The 22,607-nt window shown below is 59.0% G+C and carries 20 protein-coding genes; 1 reads left to right on the top strand and 19 read right to left on the bottom strand.

The window, feature by feature from the left end:
- Positions 1-74: 74 nt before the first annotated feature.
- The 9 genes from argC to mutY all read right to left on the bottom strand — a co-directional run bounded on the left by argC (position 75) and on the right by mutY (position 10,401).
- Entirely contained in the window at positions 75-1,103 is a 1,029-nt protein-coding gene (gene argC / locus VI26_RS08495; RefSeq protein ID WP_048409302.1) for an N-acetyl-gamma-glutamyl-phosphate reductase, read from the bottom strand.
- A gap of 156 nt (positions 1,104-1,259) precedes the next feature.
- Positions 1,260-1,652, bottom strand: coding sequence for a 30S ribosomal protein S9 (rpsI, locus tag VI26_RS08490; protein WP_019102900.1), 393 nt, complete (start codon positions 1,650-1,652; stop codon positions 1,260-1,262).
- Positions 1,653-1,667: 15 nt separating this feature from the next.
- Positions 1,668-2,096 (bottom strand): 50S ribosomal protein L13, encoded by a 429-nt coding sequence (rplM, locus tag VI26_RS08485; protein ID WP_019102901.1) that lies wholly within the window; start codon positions 2,094-2,096, stop codon positions 1,668-1,670.
- A gap of 500 nt (positions 2,097-2,596) precedes the next feature.
- Positions 2,597-3,307 carry a purine-nucleoside phosphorylase gene (deoD, locus tag VI26_RS08480; RefSeq protein WP_048409301.1) on the bottom strand — a complete coding sequence of 237 codons (711 nt, stop codon included), beginning with the start codon at positions 3,305-3,307 and terminating at the stop codon, positions 2,597-2,599.
- 68 nt (positions 3,308-3,375) lie between these two features.
- Complete coding sequence (locus VI26_RS08475) at positions 3,376-4,590, bottom strand: phosphopentomutase (protein WP_048409300.1); 1,215 nt, start codon at positions 4,588-4,590, stop codon at positions 3,376-3,378.
- Between the two features lie 15 nt (positions 4,591-4,605).
- Positions 4,606-5,931 (bottom strand): thymidine phosphorylase, encoded by a 1,326-nt coding sequence (gene deoA / locus VI26_RS08470; protein ID WP_048409333.1) that lies wholly within the window; start codon positions 5,929-5,931, stop codon positions 4,606-4,608.
- A 100-nt stretch (positions 5,932-6,031) separates the two neighbouring features.
- Entirely contained in the window at positions 6,032-6,799 is a 768-nt protein-coding gene (deoC, locus tag VI26_RS08465; protein ID WP_048409299.1) for a deoxyribose-phosphate aldolase, read from the bottom strand.
- Positions 6,800-7,111: 312 nt separating this feature from the next.
- Positions 7,112-9,316: a bifunctional (p)ppGpp synthetase/guanosine-3',5'-bis(diphosphate) 3'-pyrophosphohydrolase gene (locus VI26_RS08460; RefSeq protein ID WP_048409298.1), complete on the bottom strand. Its 2,205-nt coding sequence runs from the start codon at positions 9,314-9,316 to the stop codon at positions 7,112-7,114.
- A gap of 44 nt (positions 9,317-9,360) precedes the next feature.
- Entirely contained in the window at positions 9,361-10,401 is a 1,041-nt protein-coding gene (mutY, locus tag VI26_RS08455; protein ID WP_048409332.1) for an A/G-specific adenine glycosylase, read from the bottom strand.
- A 126-nt stretch (positions 10,402-10,527) separates the two neighbouring features.
- Between mutY and VI26_RS25310 the strand changes: the two genes are divergently transcribed.
- Positions 10,528-13,305: a THUMP domain-containing protein gene (locus VI26_RS25310; RefSeq protein ID WP_048409297.1), complete on the top strand. Its 2,778-nt coding sequence runs from the start codon at positions 10,528-10,530 to the stop codon at positions 13,303-13,305.
- 231 nt (positions 13,306-13,536) lie between these two features.
- Here the strand turns inward: VI26_RS25310 and VI26_RS08445 are convergent, their stop codons facing one another.
- The 10 genes from VI26_RS08445 to VI26_RS08420 form a co-directional block, all read right to left on the bottom strand.
- On the bottom strand, positions 13,537-13,857 hold the full coding sequence (locus VI26_RS08445; RefSeq protein ID WP_048409296.1) for a hypothetical protein: 321 nt from the start codon (positions 13,855-13,857) through the stop codon (positions 13,537-13,539).
- Positions 13,858-14,086: 229 nt separating this feature from the next.
- Positions 14,087-14,455, bottom strand: a complete 369-nt coding sequence (locus tag VI26_RS24465) for a hypothetical protein (protein WP_156183813.1) — start codon at positions 14,453-14,455, stop codon at positions 14,087-14,089.
- 224 nt (positions 14,456-14,679) lie between these two features.
- Positions 14,680-15,057 (bottom strand): hypothetical protein, encoded by a 378-nt coding sequence (locus VI26_RS24460; protein WP_156183812.1) that lies wholly within the window; start codon positions 15,055-15,057, stop codon positions 14,680-14,682.
- A 581-nt stretch (positions 15,058-15,638) separates the two neighbouring features.
- Positions 15,639-15,956 (bottom strand): hypothetical protein, encoded by a 318-nt coding sequence (locus tag VI26_RS08440; RefSeq protein WP_156183811.1) that lies wholly within the window; start codon positions 15,954-15,956, stop codon positions 15,639-15,641.
- A gap of 227 nt (positions 15,957-16,183) precedes the next feature.
- Complete coding sequence (locus tag VI26_RS08435; RefSeq protein WP_048409294.1) at positions 16,184-16,585, bottom strand: hypothetical protein; 402 nt, start codon at positions 16,583-16,585, stop codon at positions 16,184-16,186.
- A gap of 272 nt (positions 16,586-16,857) precedes the next feature.
- On the bottom strand, positions 16,858-17,229 hold the full coding sequence (locus VI26_RS24455; RefSeq protein ID WP_156183810.1) for a DUF6869 domain-containing protein: 372 nt from the start codon (positions 17,227-17,229) through the stop codon (positions 16,858-16,860).
- Positions 17,226-17,417 carry a hypothetical protein gene (locus VI26_RS24450; protein ID WP_156183809.1) on the bottom strand — a complete coding sequence of 64 codons (192 nt, stop codon included), beginning with the start codon at positions 17,415-17,417 and terminating at the stop codon, positions 17,226-17,228. Before VI26_RS24450 ends, VI26_RS24455 begins: the two co-directional genes overlap by 4 nt.
- A gap of 64 nt (positions 17,418-17,481) precedes the next feature.
- The gene (locus VI26_RS08430; RefSeq protein WP_156183808.1) at positions 17,482-17,784 is read right to left on the bottom strand and encodes a hypothetical protein; all 303 of its coding nucleotides are present in this window, start codon (positions 17,782-17,784) and stop codon (positions 17,482-17,484) included.
- A gap of 6 nt (positions 17,785-17,790) precedes the next feature.
- A complete protein-coding gene (locus tag VI26_RS23790; protein ID WP_082150959.1) occupies positions 17,791-18,711 on the bottom strand; it encodes an RHS repeat-associated core domain-containing protein in 921 nt (306 codons plus the stop codon).
- 11 nt (positions 18,712-18,722) lie between these two features.
- Positions 18,723-22,073, bottom strand: a complete 3,351-nt coding sequence (locus VI26_RS08420) for a DUF6531 domain-containing protein (RefSeq protein WP_369799199.1) — start codon at positions 22,071-22,073, stop codon at positions 18,723-18,725.
- Positions 22,074-22,607 lie beyond the last annotated feature (534 nt).

Raw genomic sequence — 22,607 nt, 5'->3', positions numbered from 1 at the left:
CTATTTTAGTCGGATATTGGGGCTGCTGGCGAGTCTTCAAGCGAACTAGTTCTTTCCGCGCATGCGCCGGTGCCTCAAGGCAGCAAGGGAACGATGTCGAGACCGGCCCGTTCCGGCTGAGCGAACATCAGGTTCATGTTCTGCACCGCCTGGCCGGCGGCGCCCTTGACCAGATTGTCTATCACCGACAACACCACCACGGTATCCCCGCCCTGCGGCCGGTGGACCGCGATGCGACACACATTGGCGCCGCGCACCGAGCGCGTCTCCGGATGGCTGCCCGCCGGCAGCACATCGACGAAATGCTCACCCTCGTAGCGCTGCTCGAATAGCGCCTGCACGTCTACCTCGGTCTTCAGCCGCGCATACAGCGTGGCATGGATGCCGCGTATCATCGGCGTCAGATGCGGCACGAAGGTCAAGCCCACCGGCTGCCCGGCAGCGCGACCCAAGCCCTGGCGGATTTCCGGCAGATGGCGATGGCCGGCCACGCCGTAAGCCTTGAAGGAATCGCCGGCCTCGGCCAGCAGCGCGCCCACCTCCGCCTTGCGCCCGGCGCCGGACACGCCGGACTTGCAGTCGGCGATCAGATTGGACAAGTCCACCGCGCCGGCTTCGATCAAGGGCAGGAAGCCCAATTGCACCGCAGTGGGGTAGCAGCCCGGATTCGCCACCAGCCGCGCGCCGCGGATGGCCTCGCGGTTGAGCTCGGGCAGGCCGTATACCGCCTGCGCCACCAGATCCGGCGAGCCATGCTCCATGCCATACCATTTCGCCCATTCGGCGACGTCCTGGATCCGGTAATCGGCGGCCAGATCCACCACCCGCACGCCGGCGGCCAGCAGTTCGCGCGCCTCGTTCATCGCGATGCCGTTGGGTGTGGCAAAAAATACCACATCGCAATCCTGCAAGCGCGCTTCATCGGGCGTGGAGAAGGCCAGGTCGATGCGGCCTCGCAAGCTGGGGAACAGGTCGGCCACCTTCATGCCGGCCTCCTTGCGCGAGGTGACCGCGGTCACGCGCGCCGACGGATGGCCCGCCAGCAAGCGCAGCAGTTCGACACCCGTGTAGCCGGTGCCCCCGACGATTCCCACCTTGATCATGCCCATTCCTTTGTATAAAAGCGCGTCGCAAAAACGACAGTGTAGGCACTGCGATGCTGCCTTGCAATATCGATGGAATGGAAGCCAAGAAACGACAGGCAAGAAAAAACCGCCTGGCAAACGCAGGCGGTTTTCTTGGAAACAGAATTCGGCGAATTAACGCTTGGAGAACTGCTTGGCGCGGCGAGCTTTGCGCAGGCCGACTTTTTTACGCTCAACTTCACGAGCGTCGCGGGTCACATAACCAGCAGCGGACAGAGCCGGCTTCAACGCGGTGTCGAAGTCGATCAGCGCGCGGGTGATGCCGTGACGGATCGCGCCGGCTTGGCCGGTTTCGCCGCCGCCGACAACGTTCACCTTGATGTCGAAGGACTCGAGGTTTTCGGTCAGCGCCAGCGGCTGGCGGATTACCATGCGACCGGTTTCACGAGCGAAATATTCATCAACCGGCTTGCCGTTGACGATGATCTGGCCCGAGCCCTTTTGCATGAACACGCGAGCTACGGAGCTCTTGCGACGGCCGGTGCCGTAGTAGTATTTACCGTTCATTTCTACGCCTTAAAATCAGATTTCCAGCACTTTCGGCTGTTGAGCAGTGTGCGGATGCTCGGAACCGGAGTACACCTTGAGTTTCTTGATCATGGCGTAGCCCAGCGGACCCTTCGGCAGCATGCCTTTTACGGCTTTTTCCAGAACGCGCTCAGGGAACTTGTCCTGCAGTTCGGTGAAGCTGCGCTCATAGATACCACCCGGGTAGCCGGAGTGACGGTAGTACTTCTTGTCTTGTGCCTTGGCACCGGTAACGCGCAGCTTCTCGACGTTGACCACGACGATGAAATCGCCGGTATCTACGTGCGGGGTGTATTCCGGCTTGTGCTTGCCGCGCAGGCGACGGGCGATCTCAGCAGCGAGGCGGCCCAAAACCTTGTCGTTGGCATCGACCACAAACCAGTCGCGTTTAACCTCATGCGGCTTGGCAGAAAAGGTCTTCATGGAACTCTTCCATCGTAATTCTTGAAAGTTACGGATTCTATTACAGCGCTTATCCGGCTGTCAAACCCTTGTGCGACAACAGAAATCCGACACTCTGACGATGGAGGCGCAAGCAGGAGAAAAATGCCGTTGAAATAAGGAAATAATGCCGATAGGCAAAAAAAAAGCGCAACATCTAGCTTTGTTGCGCCAAGTTCCACCTAAAGAAGGAGGATGGAGGAGACAACACCAAAACGCACACTTTGCATGCCACGTCCTGATGCAGGTTTCATTATCGGCACACTTTTGCTGCATTGCAAGATTTTTGTGCATCGCACTATAAAACGTCACCGCTTTTGCCACAACCCCATACTAAGCCATTGTACAGCAATGGATAAAAACCAAATTGCAACGCAACAAGCACATCACTAAAAAGCTGGCTCTCCCTGGAGTGGGCAGCAAAACGGGGCGCTGCGCGCCCCGTCACATTGTCAGACAATGGCCTGACAAAACCTCAATGCTTACAGCTTGATCGCCGCGGCCAGCGCCACTTCCATCATGTCGCGGAACGTGGTCTGTCGCTCTTCGGCGCTGGTCGCCTCGCCGGTGGGGATGATGTCGGACACGGTCAGGATGCCCACCGCGCGCGCGCCGTACTGCGCGGCCACGCTGTAGATGCCGGCCAGTTCCATCTCGATCACCTTGACCTGCATCTTGTCCAGCACTTCCAGCATATTGGGCTGCACGCCGTAGAACAGGTCGGCGGAGAACACATTGCCCACCGTCACCGGCTTGCCCTGCTCTTCCGCGGTGTCCACCACCGTGCGCAGCAGGCCGTAATCGGCAATCGCGGCATAGTCGTGATCATTGAAGCGCATGCGGTTGACCTTGCTGTCGGTGGACGCGCCCATGGCGACGAACAACTCGCGCAGCTTGATGTCCGGCGTCACCGCGCCGCAGGAGCCGATGCGGATGATGTTCTTGACGCCGTAATCCTTGATCAGCTCGGTGGTGTAGATGCTGGCGGACGGAATGCCCATGCCGTGCGCCATCACCGACAGGCGCTTGCCCTGGTAGGTGCCGGTGTAGCCGAACACATTGCGCACCGTGGTCACCAGCTTGGCGTCTTCCAGGAAGGTTTCCGCGATCATCTTGGCGCGCAGCGGATCGCCGGGCATCAATACGGTTTCGGCGAAGTCGCCCGCTTGGGCATTGATATGCGGAGTTGCCATAATGTATTCCTCTAGATTCAAAAAACCCCGGTGCCTGGGCGCCGGGGCATATTTCATTCAGCCGCGCCTCACAGGAAGGACTGGCCGTAATCCATCGCGTTCAGGCCCAGGTGGGCCGCCACGGTCTGACCGATATCAGCGAAGGTTGCCCGCTCGCCGATAGGCCCCGCCGGCACGCGCTTACCGTAGCACAGCACCGGGATATGTTCGCGAGTATGGTCCGTGCCTTCCCAGGTGGGATCACAACCATGGTCGGCGGACAGGATCAGGATATCGTCGTCGCCCAACGCCGCCATCACTTCCGGCAGCCGCGCGTCGAACTCCTCCAGCGCGCGGGCGTAGCCGGCGGTGTCGCGACGGTGGCCATAGCTGGAGTCGAAATCGACGAAGTTGGCCATGATGATGGCCGGACGTTCGCCATGGTCGCGCATCGCGCCCAGGGTGGCGTCCCACAGCTGGTCGAAGCCGGTGGCCTTGTGCTTGTGGGTGATGCCGACATGGGCGTAGATGTCGGCGATCTTGCCGATGGACACCACGTCGCCGCCGGCCTTGGCCAGCTTTTCCAGCACCGTCGTCGCCGGCGGCTCCACCGCCAGGTCCTTGCGGTTGCCGGTGCGCACAAACTGGCCCTTGCCCTCGCCGACGAAGGGCCGCGCGATCACACGGCCGATATTGTAGGGTTCCAGCAGTTCGCGGGTGATCTTGCACAGCTGGTACAAGCGTTCCAGGCCGAACGTCTCTTCATGACAGGCGATCTGGAACACCGAATCCGCCGAGGTGTAGAAGATGGGCTTGCCGCTCTTCATATGCTCCTCGCCCAGCCGGTCCAGGATTTCGGTGCCGGAGGCGTGGCAGTTGCCCAGATAGCCGGGCAGTTCCGCCTTGGCGACGATGGCATCCAGCAGCTCCTGCGGGAAACTGTTGTCGTGGTCGCTGAAATAGCCCCAGTCGAACAATACCGGCACGCCGGCGATTTCCCAGTGGCCGGACGGGGTGTCCTTGCCGCTGGACAGCTCGCGCGCATAGCCGTAGGCCGCCACCGGCTCGGCCGGGTCCATGCCCTCCGGAAAATAGCCGGAAGACAGCTGGCAGGCATGGCCCAGGCCCATGCGGGACAGATTAGGCAGTTTCAGCGCGCCGCTGCGGCCGACGTTGGCGCGGCCGGCGGCCGCCTCCATGGCGATGTGGCCCAGCGTGTTGCTGCCGGCGTCGCCGAACTGCGGGGCGTCGGCGGCGGCGCCGATGCCCAGCGAGTCCAGAATCAAAATGATGGCTCGTTTCATATTGCCGCTCCGGGATTACTGCTGGCGAATCTTCTGATAGACCAGCGGCAGCGCGGAAGGTGCCGCGTCAGCCAGCTGGATCGCCGCCTTGAGGCGGCGCTCCGCGTCGGCGAAGCTGTTCTCGTCAGCCGCGTGAATATAAGCCAAGGGTACACCGGCGTCGATGCGCTGGCCCAGTTCGACGAAGCGGGACAGGCCGACGCGGAAGTCCAGCTCGTCGCTGGGCAAGCGGCGTCCGCCGCCCAGCGCACACACCGCCATGCCGATGCCGCGGGTGTCCATGCCGCCGACGAAGCCGGCGCGTTCGGCCAGCACCGGGCGCACGATGGGAGCCGGCGCCATATGGGAATCATAGTTCTCCATGAAGTCGGCCGGGCCGCCCAGCGCGGCCACCATGCGGCCGAAGATCTCGGCGGCGCGGCCGGAATCCAGCGCGGTCTGCAGCTTGTCGCGCGCCTCGGCCTCGTCCTTGGCCAGCTTGCCCACCACCAGCATTTCGGCGCACAGCGCCATGGTCACCTCATGCAAGCGCGGATTGCGCTCATCGCCCTTCAGGTAACGCACCGCCTCGCGGGTTTCTATGCTGTTGCCGGCGGTCCAGGCCAAGGGCTGGCTCATCTCGGTGATCAACGCGCTGGTGGCGACGCCGGCGCCGTTGCCCACCTTGACGATGCGCTCGGCCAGCTCCACGGATTTTTCCATCGTCGGCATGAAGGCGCCGGTGCCGGCCTTCACATCCATCACCAGAGCATCCAGGCCGGCGGCCAGCTTCTTGGACAGGATGGACGCGGTGATCATCGCCACCGATTCCACCGTCGCGGTCACATCGCGCACCGCGTAAACGCGGCGGTCGGCCGGCGCTAGGTCAGAAGTTTGGCCGATGATGGCCACGCCCACTTCCTTGACCACGCGGCGGAACTCGTCCGGGCTGGGGAAGGGATTGTAGCCGGGGATCGCCGACAGCTTGTCCAGCGTGCCGCCGGTATGGCCCAGGCCACGGCCGGAGATCATCGGCACGAAGCCGCCGCAGGCGGCCACCATCGGCCCCAACATCAGCGACACCACGTCGCCGACGCCGCCGGTGGAATGCTTGTCCACCACCGGGCCCGGTAGATTGAGGTCGCTCCACTGCATGCGGCGGCCGGAGTCGCGCATCGCCAAAGCCATGTGCACGTTTTCTTCCAGCGCCATGCCGTTGAAGTACACCGCCATGGTCAGCGCGGAGATTTGGCTGTCCGCCACGCTGCCGTCGGTGATGCCGGCGACGAACTGCTGGATGTCCTGTTGCGACAGCGCCTGGCCGTCGCGTTTCTTGCGAATGATTTCCTGAGGCAAAAACATGGCATTCTCCCTGCCTTGCGCCTGCCGCGGCGAAATGCGCCGCGAGCAATGAATAATGGCCGGGACCAACGCCACGGCCATTGTTTGAAACAGCGAGCGATCAGTAGCCGCTGATCGGCTTAACCTCGCCCCCTTCAATCTCCGCCTGCAAATTGCCCAGCAGACCGGAAGCGCCGAAACGGAAGCGCTCGGCGCTCACCCAGCCCGAGCCCAGCAGATGCTCTGCCAAGTCCAGGTATTCCGCCGCCTCGGCCGCGGTGCGCACGCCGCCGGCGGCCTTGAAGCCGCAAGCGCCGCCGGTTTCGCGGATGGCGGACAGCATCACGCCGGCCGCTTCCAGCGTGGCGTTCACCGGCACCTTGCCGGTGGAGGTCTTGATGAAATCGGCGCCGGCCTGGATCGAGATCAGGCTGGCCTCGCGGATCAGCGCCTCGTCCTTCAGCTCGCCGCTTTCGATGATGACTTTCAGCATCTTGCCGTCGCAGGCGTCCTTGCAGGCCGCCACCAGTTGCGCGCCCACTTCGCGGTTACCGGCCATCAGCGCGCGATACGGGAACACCACATCGACTTCGTCCGCGCCGTAGGCGATCGCGGCGCGGGTTTCCGCCACCGCGACGGCGATGTCCTCATCGCCGGCCGGGAAGTTGGTGACGGTGGCCACTTTGACCTCCGGGCAGCCGGCCTCGCGCAGGGTTTTCTTGGCGATGGGCACGAAACGCGGATACACGCAGACCGCGGCCACGGTGCCGGCGCCGCTCTTGGCCTTGCGGCACAGCGCGGCGACCTTGTCGTTGGTGTCGTCGTCGTTCAGCGTGGTGAGATCCATCAGGGACAGGGCGCGGCGGGCCGCGGCGATCAGTTCGGACATGAGCTAACAAACCTTTCAAAATTGAACGGCCAGCCGCGCTTCGCCAGCCATTCCAAAGCCTCAGCGCCGCCGACGGGCGGCGGTGCAAAAAAACCATTATGAAAATTTCTTTAAGTCAAAGCAATGCACAGCCACAGTGAACTTGTGCCAACGCAAACTCGGCCGCGCCTTAGAACCTGTTCAAAGTCTCGCGAGCAAGAGCGAGACAAGGCGAAAACGGCTGAGAAAGCGGAATGTACACACGGTACATGAGCATTTCGAAGTTGTTTTCAACGCCGTATCGCCGAAGCGCAGCAGACTTTGAACAAGTTCTTACAAACGCCGCGCCTCCTGCACCCCACTCAACTCCATCATCCGCGACAGCACCCGGCTGATGTCCTGCACCTGGCGCACCTCCACGGTGAAACGCATGCGGGCGCGGGTATCCCGCGACAGGGTGTTGACGCCGATCAGGTTCAGCTTCTCGCGCGACAGCACATCGGACAGATCGCGCAACAGGCCGGGGCGGTCCATCGCGATGATCTCGATATCGATGGGGAACACGCTGCTGCGCTGATCGCCCCACTCGGCGGCGATCAAGCGCTCCGGCGCTTCCACCGACAGTTTTTTCAAGGTCAGGCAGCTCGTGCGGTGAATGGAAATGCCGCGCCCCTTGGTGACGAAGCCCATCACCCCGTCCGGCGGCGCCGGCTTGCAGCACTTGGCCAGCACCGTCATCAGATTGTCCACGCCCTCGATCAGCACGCCGCCCGCATCGTGGCCGCCCTTGCTGGCCTTGACCAGGCTTTCCGGCGCCACGTCCGCCGGCGGCGGCGGCGCGAAGCTGACGATGGCGTTGGACACCACCCGCGTGGTCAGCTCGCCGTGGCCCAGCGCGCCGTATACCTCTTCCAGCTTGTCGTAGCCCAGCTTCTCCGCCAACGCGCCCAGATTGGGCTGCATATGGCTGTGGCGCGCCAGCTCGCGCTCAAACAACATCTTGCCGGTTTCGCGCACGGTGTCGGCGTTGAGCTGGCGGATATGCTGGCGGATCTTGGAAATGGCGCGATGGCTCTTCACCCAGCCGTCGTGCAGCCAGTTCACCGACGGCCCGCCCTCCTTGGCGGTGAGGATTTCCACCCGCTGGCCGTTTTGCAGCGGCGTGGACAAGGGCACTATCTGCCCTTCCACCTTGGCGCCGCGGCAACGGTGGCCCAGATTGGTGTGCACCGAATAGGCGAAGTCAATGGGCGTGGCGCCAAACGGCAAGGCCATCACCCGGCCCTGCGGCGTCAACACATAGATGGTGTCGGCGAACAGCTCGGTCTTGAACGCCTCGGCCAGGCCCTCGCGGTCCGACATCTCCTCGCGCCATTCCAGCAATTGACGCAACCAGGAGATTTTCTCCTCGTAGGCGGCGTCGCCCTTGCCGCCTTCCTTGTAGCGCCAATGCGCGGCCACGCCGAACTCGGCGTGCTCGTGCATCTCGAAGGTGCGGATCTGCACCTCCACCGCCTTGTCCTCCGGACCGATCACCGCGGTATGCAGGCTGCGGTAATTATTGGCCTTGGGATGAGAGATGTAGTCATCGAACTCGCCGGGAATCGGCTGCCAGGTGCCGTGGATGATGCCCAGCGCCGTATAGCAATCCGGCAGCCGCTCCACCAGGATGCGCACCGCGCGGATGTCGTAGAGCTCGCAGAAATCCAGCTTTTTCTTCTTCATCTTTTTCCAGATGGAGAAGATATGCTTGGGCCGGCCGGCCACTTCCGCCTTGACGCCGGCGTTCTTCAGCTCCGCGCGCAGGGTGTCCAGCAAACGGTCGATATAGTCGATGCGCTCCAGCCGGCGTTCGTCCAGCAGCTTGGCGATGCGCTTATAGCTGTCCGGCTCGGTATGGCGGAAGCCCAGGTCCTCCAGCTCCCACTTGATCTGCCACACCCCCAGGCGGTTGGCCAGCGGCGCGAACAGGTCCAGCGTCTCGGTGGCGATGCGGCGGCGCACCGTCTCATCCTCCACCTCGGCCAGGTAATGCATGGTCTGGGTGCGCCAGGCCAGCTTGATCAGCACCACGCGGATATCGGCCACCATGGCCAGCAGCATCTTGCGCATGGTTTCCGCCTGGCGCGCGCGCTCCTCCGGCGTGGACAGCTTGTCGATGCGCGCCAGCTCGGTGATGCGGCGCACGCCGTTGACGCCCTCCACCAACACCGCCACCGTGGGGTTGAAGGTTTCACTCAGCCAGGGCTGCCAGTCCTCGCGGTAATCCGAAGCGGCGAACATCAAGGTGGCGACGATGGCGTCCGGCAGCAGGTTCAGATCCGCCACGATGGCGGCAGCGGCCACCGCGTGATTGAACAAGTCCTCGCCGGTCTGGGCCATGGTCTTGCCGCAGTAAAGCGTCCGCGCCTCGTCAAAGGCGCGGGTGAGCATCGCCTGCTCTTCCCCGCTCAGCGAAGAAGACAAGCCCTCCAGCCAACGCTGCGGATTGGCCGCGTCGGCCAGGGTATCTGCCATCGAACGAACTACGGAAACCATATCAACCCAGTAACTCAATCAAATCGTGTTTCGACAGCGCCCGGCTACTCGGCCAAGCGCAACAGCAGCCGGCGCACCGGCGCCGGCACCCCGGCGTCCGGAGCGGCGGACAAGGACAGCCACTGCCCGCTGTCCTCCATCACGGCCTCAGCGCGCAGCGCATCCAAGCGCACCGGCACCGGCGTAATGATCAAACGGTAATGCGTGAACACATGCTCCAGCTCAGGCCAGGCCGGCAACACATCGCCATGGCCGTTGCGCGCCAGCCAGTCCTCGATCTGCAGCGAAGTCTCGAACTCCGGCAAGGACAGCAAACCGCCCCAGATGCCGGTCGGCGGCCGCCGCAGCAGCCACACCTGATCGCCATGGGTGGCCAGCAACATCACCGTATGGCGCGTGGGCACCGTCTTCTTCGGCCGCGGCGTCGGCAGCTCGCCGGTGCGCCCTTCGCGCGCCGCCACGCAAGCGTCCACCATCGGGCAGACGGTACAGGCCGGCTTGCCACGGCTGCACACCGTGGCGCCCAAGTCCATCAAACCTTGAGTGTAGGCGCTCATCAGCGCCGCATCCCGCGGCAGCAGCTCTTCGGCCAGCCGCCACATACGCTGTTCCACTGGCTTCTCGCCGGGGAAGCCATCGATGCCGAAACAGCGGCTCAACACCCGTTTGACGTTGCCGTCCAGAATGGTTTCCCGCTGGCCAAAGGCAAAAGAAGCAATCGCCGCCGCGGTGGAACGCCCCACGCCGGGCAGGCGCTCCAGTTGCAAGCGCTCGGTCGGGAAACTGCCGCCAAACTCGGCCATCACCATCTGCGCCGCCTTGTGCAGATTGCGCGCCCGGCTGTAATAGCCCAGGCCGCTCCACAAGGCCAGCACGTCCTCCTGCGGCGCGACGGCCAAGGCCGCCACGTCCGGAAAGCGGGCGACAAAGCGCGGGTAATATTCCAGCACGCTTTTGACCTGGGTCTGCTGCAACATGATCTCGGACAGCCAGATCCGGTACGGGTCGCTGACCTGCCATGGCAGATCATGGCGTCCATGCGTTTTTTGCCAGGCGGTCAGGCGCGCGGCGAAGGAGCTGTGCAGCATCGTCTATCATCTTGAATCGAACCGGATATGGTAGCGGAAACCCTCGCTGTCACCAAGCAGCCTCCGGACAAATAAGTTAAAATCAAAGAATTGCTTAAAAGTTTGCTTACTCAAGGAAGTTCCATGTCCAGTTTCCGTTCCCGCCAGCGTGCCACTATGCGCCGCGAATTCAATAGCCGCGACAATGAGGCCAGCTCGCCGGCAGGCGGAGACAGCCCGGCCGGCAAAGGTCCAGTGATCCAGAAGAAAGCGCCCTCGGCCGACACCTCGCCGCGCGCGCCCTATTCCGGCCCGCGTCCGGGCAACGCCAAGCCTAATTGGCAAGACCGTGGCGCTGGACAAGGACAAGCTCCGCGCGACGGCGGCAAGCGCGGCCCTTATCAAGGACGCGACCAACAGGCCGGGCGCGACAAGCCGTATGGCAACGACCGTCGGCCGCAAGGCCAGCAGCGCTTTGAGCGCAACGAAGACCAAGACAGCTTCAAGAAAGACCGCTTCAATAAAGAGCGCGGCAACAACTGGCAGCCGCGCAGCTTCGCCCGCGACGGCGAAGAACGCCCGCAAGGCAACGGCCCCAAGAAGCCCTTCCATCACCGCGAAGACCGCGAACCGCGCGACTACAGCCGCGACCGCGGCCCATCCGGCCGCAAGCCGCTGAACGCCGCCGCTGACGTGGAGCCGGAACGCAAGCCCTATAGCCGCGACCGCGGCCCGTCCGGCCGCAAGCCGCTGCACCTGGAGCGGGACGGCGAGCAAGGCGCGCCGCAGGGCAAGCCGCGCTGGCAGCAACGCGACGGCGAACGCCATGTCGATCAGCCGCGCAAGCCGTTCAACCCGTCCGCCGACCGCGAACAGCGCTTCCGCCGCGACGACGCCGAACAGGCGCCGCGCAAGCCGTGGCAGGAACGCCAGCACAGCGAGCAGCGCGAAGAGGGTCCGCGCAAACTGTTCGGCAAGCCGGCCAATCGCGACAACAACTTCCGTCGCGACGACGCCGAGCAGGCGCCGCGCAAACCGTGGCAGGAACGCCAGCACGGCGACCGCGACCAGCGCTTCCAGCGTGATGACGCCGAACACGCGCCGCGCAAACCCTGGCAGGAACGCCAGCACGGCGACCGCGACAACCGTTTCCGCCGCGACGACGCCGAGCAAGCGCCGCGCAAGCCGTGGCAGGAGCGCGAACACGGCGACCGCGACAACCGTTTCCGCCGCGACGACGCCGGGCAAGCGCCGCGCAAGCCCTGGCAGGAACGCCAGCACGGCGACCGCGACAGCCGCTTCCAGCGCGACGACGCCGAACAAGCGCCGCGCAAGCTGTTCGGCAAATCCGCCGATCGCGACAACCGCTTCCGCCGCGACGACGCCGAAGCAGCGCCGCACCAGGACCGTCCGCAAGGCGAACCGGCCGAGCGTAGCGAAGGCGGCACGCGCAAGCTGTTCAGCAAACCGTCCTATCGCGACAACGACGTCCGCCGCGACGACGCCGAACGCGCGCCGCGCCAAAGCTGGCAACAGGAAGAACGCCCGCGCCACGAGCGTCGCGAAGGCGAAGCCCGTCAGTTGTTCGGCAAGCCGGGCGCCGGCAGCCTGAAACCGCTGGGCGACCAACACCGCGTGGAAACCCGCGGCGAGCACCGCCACGCCGACGCGCCGCGCCACGCGCCGACCGAACGCCAGGCCCCGAGCCTGACCCAGGTGCGCGACAGCGTGCTGTCCTTGTTCGCCCCCTGCCCGCGCGGCCTGGAAGCCATCCTGGCCGACGAGTTGCGCGGCCTGGGCGCGCGCGACATCGCCACCGCCGACGGCGGCGTGGCCTTCGCCGGCGACCGCGATCTGCTGATGGCGGCCAACCTGCACAGCCGCACCGCCAGCCGCGTGCTGCTGCAACTGGCTCAGGGCGGCTACCGCAATGAGCAAGACATCTACCGCCTGGCGATGAATGTGGACTGGCCGCGCTGGTTCGACGTATCCAACAGCATCAAGCTGAAGACCGACGCCATCCGCTGCCACTTCAAGAGCCTGGACTTCATCTCGCTGAAGGTGAAGGACGCGATCTGCGACCGCTTCCGCCAGGCGCAACTGGGCCGGCCCAATGTAGACACCCGCCACCCGGACGTGCGCGTTCATGTGTTCCTGACCGAAGACAGCGCCACCATCTACCTGGACACCAGCGGCGAACCGCTGTTCAAGCGCGGCTGGCGCCAGGAAACCGGCGATGCGCCGCTGCGTGAAAACCTGGCCGCCGGCATCCTGATGCTGACCGGCTACAACGGCAGCCAGCCGCTGCTGGACCCGATGTGCGGCAGCGGCACCTTCCTGGTGGAAGCCGCCGACATCGCGCTCAACCGCGCGCCCGGCCGCCAACGCAAATTCGCGTTCCAGAAACTGCGCGGCTTCGATTCCGCCAGCTGGGAAGCGCTGCTGCTGGACGCCCAGCACGCGGAAAAACCGCTGGCCAAGCTGGCGATCAACGGCTCCGACCGCGACCAGGCCATCATCAACGTCGCCAAGGACAACCTGGAACGCGCCGGCCTCTCCGGCCTGGTGGAACTGCAAGCGATGGACGTGCTGGACGCCCGCCCCAACGGCGAAAACGGCATCCTGGTGGCCAACCCGCCCTACGGCGTGCGCATGGACGAACTGGAGCAACTGGCCGAATGGTATCCGCTGCTGGGCGACTGGCTGAAAGCCCACTTCGCCGGCTGGCACGCCAACCTGTTCAGCGGCGACCTGCGCCTGGCCAAGCTAATCCACCTGTCGCCCAAGCGCCGTACTCCGCTGTACAACGGCTCGCTGCAATGCCGACTGTTCGTCATCAATATGGTGGAAGGCAGCGCCCGCAAGGAAAAACCGGGCGAGCAGGCTGAAATCATCGAGCAGGACGATCACGCCGCGGAATAACTCTGCGCGCGGACAGCAAAACGGCGAGCCATGGCTCGCCGTTTTTCTTGGTACCTCCAAGTAAGCTGGAGGCGCAATGCAATCAGTTGCTTTTCTCCCACTTGATCGCCGCGCCCTAAACCCTGCGGCACTTGGCAACTCATTGCAGAGCCTAGTGTAGGATCCTGAGATGTCTAGGAAAGGAGGAGCGATTCACAATCCAATTTTATTTTTGCAACAAAGTCTGTGCAATCAAACATCCATCAAACCAAGAATCTTCTCAACCACTTTGGGCCTCAAGGAGTAACATCGAACCATATGCTCACAGTAATCCCCTACCGTACAAATTTTGTACTCGCCTCGTCCCATCTCGTTCCGCAGTTTCTTGTCAGCCACATCCATAATATCGCCTTCGATCTCATCAAATTCATTATCTCTGAAAAAACTTCGGGGCTTCGCATGTAAGTCTGTTCCGAATCGCGCATCGAGACTCAGTGACTCGACAGCAACGTTGAACAGACACGCAACACGCTTTAGAGACAAGCTACGAATCAAATCTTCATGAGGCACCATTGCTTATCTCCACAGCCACAGCTCGAAGTCGCATCGAGATGCGGCCTTGTCGATTACGTACTAGTTGTACAATCCATCAGTAACAAGCGCCCTTACTCGCCCCCGAGTCATCCTATGTCATTACGCAAGATACAGAGATGAAAAGGTGCGCTCACCACTTGCTGATCATATGCTCCTACATGCCTCAATAACAAAAAGCGCTGTTTGATAGAGCATCAGGCCATCTCGTCTACACCTTAATAAGCACACACCCATAATGAGTTGGGACCACCCTTTTAAACTCCAAATCAGTAATAATATCTTGGTTCACATCGGCAACTGCGATGCCATGCAGCTCAATTGTGGAGAATTCATGATGGTCACTGATATCATAAATAAGCCTTGAGCACATTGATGTTTTTGACTCGCCTTCAAAATCAAAAAACAAAGTAATATTAGATAGTTTATAGTGACTTCTTACTCTTTGAACTGCGTCTCTATTTTTAGCACTATCGACTACCCAAACTGGCATTTTCCCAACAAGAGCTTCCATCCTCTCCCCCGCATCAACATAGAATAACACGGCGACAGATGTTTCCGGCCGAATATCAAAGCTCATGCTTTAAGCTTTCTTTTGCTGTGGCAGACAAAATAAACCATCACTGACCTTATCCCGCATGCAAGCCTGAATCGCACACCTCATTGAGAATGTCCCTACGACAGCGGAGCTCCTTAACATAACTCCCATAGCAACAGCAGATTTATAAATCACTATTATAATCCGCAAAAAATACCACCAGCAGAGCCAAATCAATTATTCTACCCTGCACCAAGCCCGACCAATTACTTTATCAGTACAGGCTCATCGCACGCAATCACATCAATCACATCATTCATTGCAATAATTGCATAGTGCTTTAATGGCTGCCCATCATGCATACCACAACTCTCCCGATTAAACCATCTAAGGAAATTAGAGTTTTTAACTTGATAAAATGGACCACCAGAACAACCTATTTTTTTTAAAAAAGCAAGCGTCACCAATGCATCCCCCTCATCAATACGCCGGTATGCAAGATGCGTTTCGAATCTAACAATAAGCTTGCAATCATTTTCATCGATCAAAATAATTTCCAAACCATTGCAAGAGTCTTTTAGCTCAATGCAATCATAGGGAGACACTCCAAATTTATCATGAAAAACCGAGGAAAATTTTTGCATTTTGAAACATCACCCCAACCCAAAATTTACCATCTCAAATTTACAATACTTATCAGCAAGTTTTCATGCACAAGCGTGTGCAATCCAGCACACAAAGACATACCTATGATCATATTAGGCAAGATTTTCTTCCCAGATCATGCTGATTCACCCAATGAATCATGTCTTTTTCATAAAAAATACAACATCTTTAAAAGACAAAAAAATTACGCAAAGACTAATAATAGACAGCAAGCCCCATACACCTAAATTCGTAAGCAACCTACCCCTTGAATAGCCAGGTCCAACACCTAAATCTATAGCCTGAAATATACCAAGGATCGAATATAAAAACACTAGGCAGCTTATAGCCAAGACAAAAATCGAAAGGTATGTTTTTATGATTCTTGGAAATTCACTCATTTCGTACACTCCGCAATCGCATCTTTAACAAATGATTGGCACTGATTCCACGGAGCCCACCCTCCAGTTTCACAGCCTAATCTCAATACGGCACTTGACAACTCACTGCAGAGCCTAGTGTGGGGTCTTGAGGTGTCTAGGAAAAGTTGAGCGATTCAGGCTTATATTAGCGACCGCCCTTACAAGCCAGAATCCGGAAAGTCCGAATCTCCACCAAAGTAGCTGTCTAGCAATGTTTCTTTATTATAAAAGTTCACCATCCAAGTGTACTCGCCACTGCGGCGCGGAATTATAGAGTCCAACATTTTTGCAATCAGCTTAAAATCGCGAACAGATTGAGAAGTGCCAACATTACTAGCAACTTGGATTGATATCAGCAAATGCTGATGGTTGTCTTGAATTTCATATGCAATCTCATCGTTCTTGAAGCTTGTCTTTGTCTGTAAAGCAACTTGCACTACCCTGATAATTTCAGGAGTTATCATTTCACTTTTCATTTAAAGATGCCCCATCACTAGAACGTCGGCAATACTGCTCCGCTTTGCAACGGAATACCACTCGCGACTTGCCGCCGTATGATTCATCAGGCTAAAGCTTAACATTGCAGTATCGGCGCGAGGCCGCCTCCTGCTCCCATATTACCTAGCCTGGTCCGTGCACCAGCTAGAACAAAACCACAACAAAACCTTGTCTGGCGTGTAGTCTTGAAGCTTGCACTTCCTAGCTAATTGACTTTCCTGGCAAATGTCCGAATATAATCATCAACTGTCTTGACCGCTTGGAGATCTATTGACAACTTCAGCCCTCTTGCCCTCTGGGCACCCAGCCAGGACAATTCATCGAGTTCAGTGGTAACAAGAACGCCCCCCCCAATGTCTTCACCAAAAACATCTGTTGGACGAATTTTCCCTGCAGGCACCTTTAATGTGTCAGCAATCTCATGCCACAGCATTATTACATCCGGCTCCATTAACTCCGCTGTAGCATAAAACTGTTGATACACCGACAAATCATCCAGCTCTTCTCGGTCAGGCTTCAATTGCAATACCTTGTTACGCCTCTGCCAATCCAGAAAGTAACAAACACCTATCAACAAAGCCACCACGACAAACAGCAATAACTTCATTGTTATACCTCATACTGGCTCACACAATCTGCAGCACAAACCGCAGTAACGCCTGCCATGTAACTACCATATGCAATCCACAATAGGGAGCAAATACGACCGCCCATTCTCAGAGCAGCACCAAGAACACGAGTACAGCCAGTTAAGTGAGCCAATCAACTAGAGACTGTCGTAAATTTTTTTGCATCGGTTAGGCCACGAGGCAGTCCCACCCAAAAATTAGGAAACCGAGTTCCCATAGCGGCTACTTTAGTTAAAGTCGTCGTTATTAATCACCAGCTAGAATTTGCCACCGACTTTAGTTGTTGCCATATATGATCAGAAATGTCATTTTTCCATACAGCCCCAAGCATTTTTTCCCAGTCTGTACTTTTCTTTGCCGACTGTATTACTGATGAGATAACCTGCTCACCATGCTCTACAAGTAAATCTTCAACTGGTCCAGCAGCCAAATTGGACAGAACAACATCACTGGCGTCAATTAAAATTATTTGATTAATTACCGCCAAACATTGCTCTGGAGAGCTATCACAAAGGTTTGATAGCGCATCAAAAGCCCAAAAATTTTCTGTATATGTACTAGACCCTTCTTTTGCATGGTGCATGAGAATCCATGACTCGGCCGTATTTTTAATATCGATCATGGCATACCACCAGCTTGATGCTGAACGAACGAGACAGCTTCGAGCTGCGCGTCGAGAATACGCTGACCTTCCCCCGGTAGTGAGGCTCTCCACGCATCCAGCACCAGACGTTCATAAGGCAACAGCTTTTTGCCCGTAAACAGGCGATTCCACGGATGCGCCACCCAGTTGAGAATCGATCCATTCATCATTGGCACCTACAATCGCTCATACCCATCGCTGCTGCGCTTACGGCACTGCCTTTGTAGACGTTTAGCCAAAGGCAGCAAGTAGAGCGGCCTCCAGAGGCCCGAAGAGCTGCCAATGACGCAAAGGCCCGGCATGAGGAATATTTGCAATTGCATACTCGTCCTCTACATCGTCATAAATCAAAGCTTTGTTGCCTACACGAGCAACAACGAATAGCTGCTCAGTGCTTCCCTTTATCCTCTCACAGCCCAGAGCAACTAGAGGACGCGACAGTTCGGGAAGCAACGATCGCGCGACAGGTGACAACTCCAGGATGTCGACTTGAAGTTGAGCCCACATTTTTGCTTCATCAATTGGTTTCCACATGATGTTTTACCAAGGTAGTGGTTGCGCAGACCCGACAGAATTTGGTCCAAGTGCCGGATGCCAGTGTGGGTTTGTGTGATCACCGCGGCCGTGGTTTGTCACATCGGTTCTCCCCAGGAAATTTCCTTTCTCGCCGAACGTTGCTCCCTGCGTATAGCTTCCGTTGCGCCCCGTTCTGGTCCCTAACGTGGTATGAGCCCCCTCTGCTCCTGGTAGTGGCAAATAGTTTGCTGTTTTCGGATCTCGCGGCGGACCTCCTCGAGGGAATGTCGCTGCTGGACATGCTTCGCTTTGTGCAGCCCCTCGCCACCGGCCCATTGTCGCCAGAGTAACGAGCACTTCCGTATTTTTATCTCGAGTTTCTGACAAGCCCTGCAATGCGGTACTGGCAAGCATCTGGTCCCCTGAGAGCATCCCAGCCATGTATGCAGCCACTCCGCCCATAGCGCGGCCGATCGTAACAATTGGCGCTTGATCAGGAAACACGTCAGCCACTTCCCATAATCCCAGCGGATCAACTCCCTGTACTGGATTTCCTTCAACATAAGCATACGTCGACCACTGCCCTCCCTCTAAACCCAAAGGATCACTCTGCACATACCGGCCCGTCGACGGATCATAATCCCGCCAGCCGTTGTACATCCTCCCCGTCTCGACATCATAGTACTGTCCGGGATACCTCAGGTTGAACACAAACGCCTGGCCCGTCCCCGAGGGGTCCTGCTCCGGCGGCTGTTCGCCGTAGGCATCTCCCTCCCAGCGCCATACCTCCACATTATTGCCGTCCACCACCGCTCGTGGCGTGCCCAGCTGGTCGTTGTGGACATAGAACACTTCCGGCGTCGCCGCCCACGCCCAGTGGCTGATCAACACCAGCGCTGCCAAGCCACCCAAGCGCGTCAGCCGCGCAATCATTCTTTTCATCATGCTCCGCTCCCTCAGTATTTCAGCACCGCCACCACTTCATCCCCCAGCCACACATACTCCATCCGTGGCTGCCCCTGCAGGCTGTATTCGCCCAGCAGATGTCCCCACTGGTCGTACACATAGCGCGTGTCGTTCTTCACCCTCCGCTGTCCGTTGGCGCTGTAGAGATAGCGGTGGCTCGCCCCGCCCTGGAGGGTCTTGCTCAGGCGGCCCGCGCCGTCGTAGCTGTCTTCCAGCCGGCCGTCGCTGCTTTGCTTGCCATCCTCCAGGTAGCGGTAGGTTTTGCCGCCCATTTGCAGCAAGCGGTTGCTGTCCGCCGCCAGGGTCTGCGCCAGCGTGCCGCCATTGCTGCCGGCCTGGGTGCGGTTGCCGTTCGCGTCGTATTGGTAGCTCCAGTTGCTTGTGCCCAGCCGCTGGCTGAGCAGGCGGTCCAGCGGGTCATAGCCGTATTCCTGGGTGCGAGCCGGCGCGCCTTCGTCCCGCAACTGCAGCAGGCGATCCGCCGCGTCGTAGTGCTGGCTTTTGTTCAGCGCCGGGCTGGAGGTGGAGCTGATGCGGCCATCCGCGTCCTGGCTGCGGGCAAATACTTGCGCGCCGTTGTAGCGGTAGCTGCGCACCCCGCCCAGCGGGAAGTAGACGATGTTGCTGACCAAGGGCTTGTCGCCCAGGACAATGGCGCTGACTTCGCCGTGCTGGTACTGGTAGTTCAGCACTTGCCCGGACGGCAGCGTCTGTCGCTGCACTAGGTTGGCGGGGTTGTAGGCGTACTGGACGCTCAGTCCCGGGGCGCCGGCATAGGCCGCGGCCGGCAAGGTGTGCGTCAGTTGGCTGATCCGGCCCAGCGCGTCGTAGTCGTAAGCCAGCGTGCCGCTTTGGTCGCTGATGCGGCTCAGATAGCCCGGCAGCTTGTCGTCCCAAACGTAGTTGACGGTTTGGTCCGGGTAGCGCGTCGCGGTGATCCGGCCCAGGGCGTCGTACTGGTAATGCGCGCTCACCTTGCGGGCATCCGTCATTTGCGTCAGGCGGCCCGCCGCGTCATGGACATAGCGGCTCTCTCCGCTATCCAGGCTGGTCAATACGCTCCGCTTGCCCAGGCCGTCCGTGGTGTAGCGGGTGGTCAGTTGCCGCGGGTCGGTTGCGCTGCTCAGTTGGTCCAGCAAGTCGTAGCCGTACTGGCTCACGCCGCCCAGCGGGTCCGTCTGCTTGATCAAGCGGCCCAGCGGGTCGTATTGATTGATCGTGGTCCGGTTCAGCGCATCGCTGGCTTGCGTCAGCCGGCCATTGGCATCGTATTGATAGCTGTAGCTTTGTCCCGCCATGCCGATGATCTGTTGCAAGCGGCCCAGTTGGTCGTACACCCGGTTCTGCTGCCGGGCCAGCTTGCCCGCCGGATCGCTCACCTTGATCTGGGTGCGGTTGCCGGCATTGTCCAGTTGGTAGTCGATGCGGTTGCCTTGCGCGTCGGTGATGCCGGTCAAGCGGTGGGCGGCGTCGTAGCGGTAGGACAGCAGCGAGCCATCCGCCAAGACGATCTGGTTCAGGTTTCCCACGCCGTCGTATTGGTAGCTCGTCGTCGTCACGGCGTCGGGCTTGGCGCTGGCGTAGCGGCTGGTTTCCAGCAGGCGGCCACGCGGGTCATAACGGTAGCGGGTGACGATGCCGGCCGCGTCGGTAAGGCGCCCCAGCCGGCCATTGGCGTCGTACTGGTCCAGGGTTGTCACTTGCTCCAGCGCATTGACGACCTGGGTCAGGTTACCTTTGTCGTCATAGCCATAGCGGGTCTTGGCCCCCATGGGATCGGTCATGGTCAGCACCTGGCCATGACGATTGAAGGTGTAGCTCCAGCTTCTCGCCTCCCCTATTGCGGCCACATTCAGGCCCGCGCCGCCCGTGGCGTCTTCCGTGGCCTGCTCGGTATACGTCAGTAGGTTGCCTTGGCCATCGTAGGCGTAGGTTTCCAGCTTCTTGGGGCTGGCTATCTTGAGCGGCAGCGCCAGGCTGGCGTGCCATTGCGTGGAGATGGTGCGCGCCTGCGGCGTGCCGGCGGCTTCAATGCGCTGTGTTTCCAGGTTGCGGCTCAGGTCGTACTGGTAAGTCGTTTTGACGCCGTTGAAGTCGGTGCGGGCAGCGATGTTCGCCTGATCGTCATAGCTGATCGCGGAGCTGGCCGCGGCGCAGCCGGAACCGCCAGGCTGGCTGGTGCCGGTGGGCAGCTTGAGGCCGTTAATGGTGGTGTAGTGGTAAGTGCGGGTGGCTCCCAGGGCATCGGTTACCGCGGAACTGGTAGGAGAAAGGTAGCTGACGGTACCCGCATTCGCCCCTCCGGCATGGCTGTTGCCGACTGCCCTGCCTTGCGGATCATATTCCCAGTTGGAGTAGCGATTGCCATTCTCGTCGATGAGGCCCGTCAACGCATGTGGAAAGGCCGTGTTTTCATACAAGTACTGGATGGATTTTCCATCGGGGTAGGTCACCGTAGAGAGATTATTAGCCGCATCGTAGTTGTACTGGGTAAGCTGGCCCGCTCCATCCGCCATGGTGCTCAACAGTGAACTCGTGTTGTAAGTGAAACTGAGAGCATTACCCCACTGGTCTTTTACCGAGATCAGTTGCCCATTAGCATAGTTGTAGCTGAGGGTTTCAGTTTGGCCATTCAAACGCTGCACTTGAATCAATTGACCGTAGGCATTGTAGAACTCGATATCTCCGCTACTAGCTACCCGGTATTGCCAGCCGGTTGTTGTGCCATTGGCATCCGTTTGCTTGGAGAGGGAATCCTTTATGTCCGATGGCGGCGTCCATCCATTTCCACTCAAGGAAAATGGAATACTATTTCCATCAGATCGCATCACGCTCGCGCTTGCGATCCCACTAGCAGACCACACCATGCTGATTTTACGATTGTAATTATGCTGCCAGCCATAACCCAATACCCCTGGATCATTGGTAAAGTTATAGAATCTGGAAAAAACCAAACCCAGGGTGTTTGAGTCGTGGTAAGACTCAAAAACATTGCCAGTGGCAATATTGATAGGGTCCAGCTTCAACAATGATTTATCACACCTTGCTTCGCCAAAATTTCTTTGACCCTTTGGGGAGGAGTGGCATAAGGCATCTTGGCCAATGGAATAACCTTCTGGACAGATAGGAGCACTATTAGGCAGCACATCCAACCCGCCCCCCCAATAGCTGCCCACAAGAAGGTCATAGCAGGGGTATTGGTAATTATAGCCTGGGCACCACTCACGGGTATAATATGAAAGCCTAAGATCACATCGTGGCGCCCGCTCTGGATCGATCCTCTGGTACCACGCATGACATCCCAATATATGTAAATCAACCGTAGTATAGGCTCCCACCATCTGATCCCATCCACGGAATTTAGAGTAGTCAGGGGTCTGCACGTCCGCTTGAGCAATACCACAAGCCTCATTCAAAATAAAAGCGAGTAACACGATACGCCTGAGTTTCATCATTCATCACCTTTGGTGTTTCAAGAGCAGCTAATGCTTCGAATAGGGAAAACGTGGAGCTGTGCAAACTCACTTCGTGGCAAGCGTTCTGATTTGGTGATCGGTTTTCACCATCCAGCATCACACTTCGGCACTAAGGCTCTCATCGCCGGGAATTGAGCCAATCACGCCTTCACGACCATGCAAACCGGAAGCGGCAGTGATTAAGCGACCTTAAAGCAGACCTTGATGCCTGGAGGAGAAGACAGCAGCAAAACAGCCCGCGGCAGCTAAAAGCACGCCGGCGTGCACGCCTCTCGACGGACGACCATTTGGCATTGAGCGCAGACACGCTATGCCCACATCATTTCAAAAGCAAGGCGGCGCGGTTGGGATGCGTATTTCCATTGATATCACGCAAGTTCTTGGCATTGGCTTAGCTGG

The sequence above is a fragment of the Chromobacterium sp. LK1 genome (genome assembly GCF_001043555.1).
GTDB lineage: Bacteria > Pseudomonadota > Gammaproteobacteria > Burkholderiales > Chromobacteriaceae > Chromobacterium > Chromobacterium aquaticum.
This window is presented reverse-complemented; position numbering and strand designations above follow the sequence as displayed.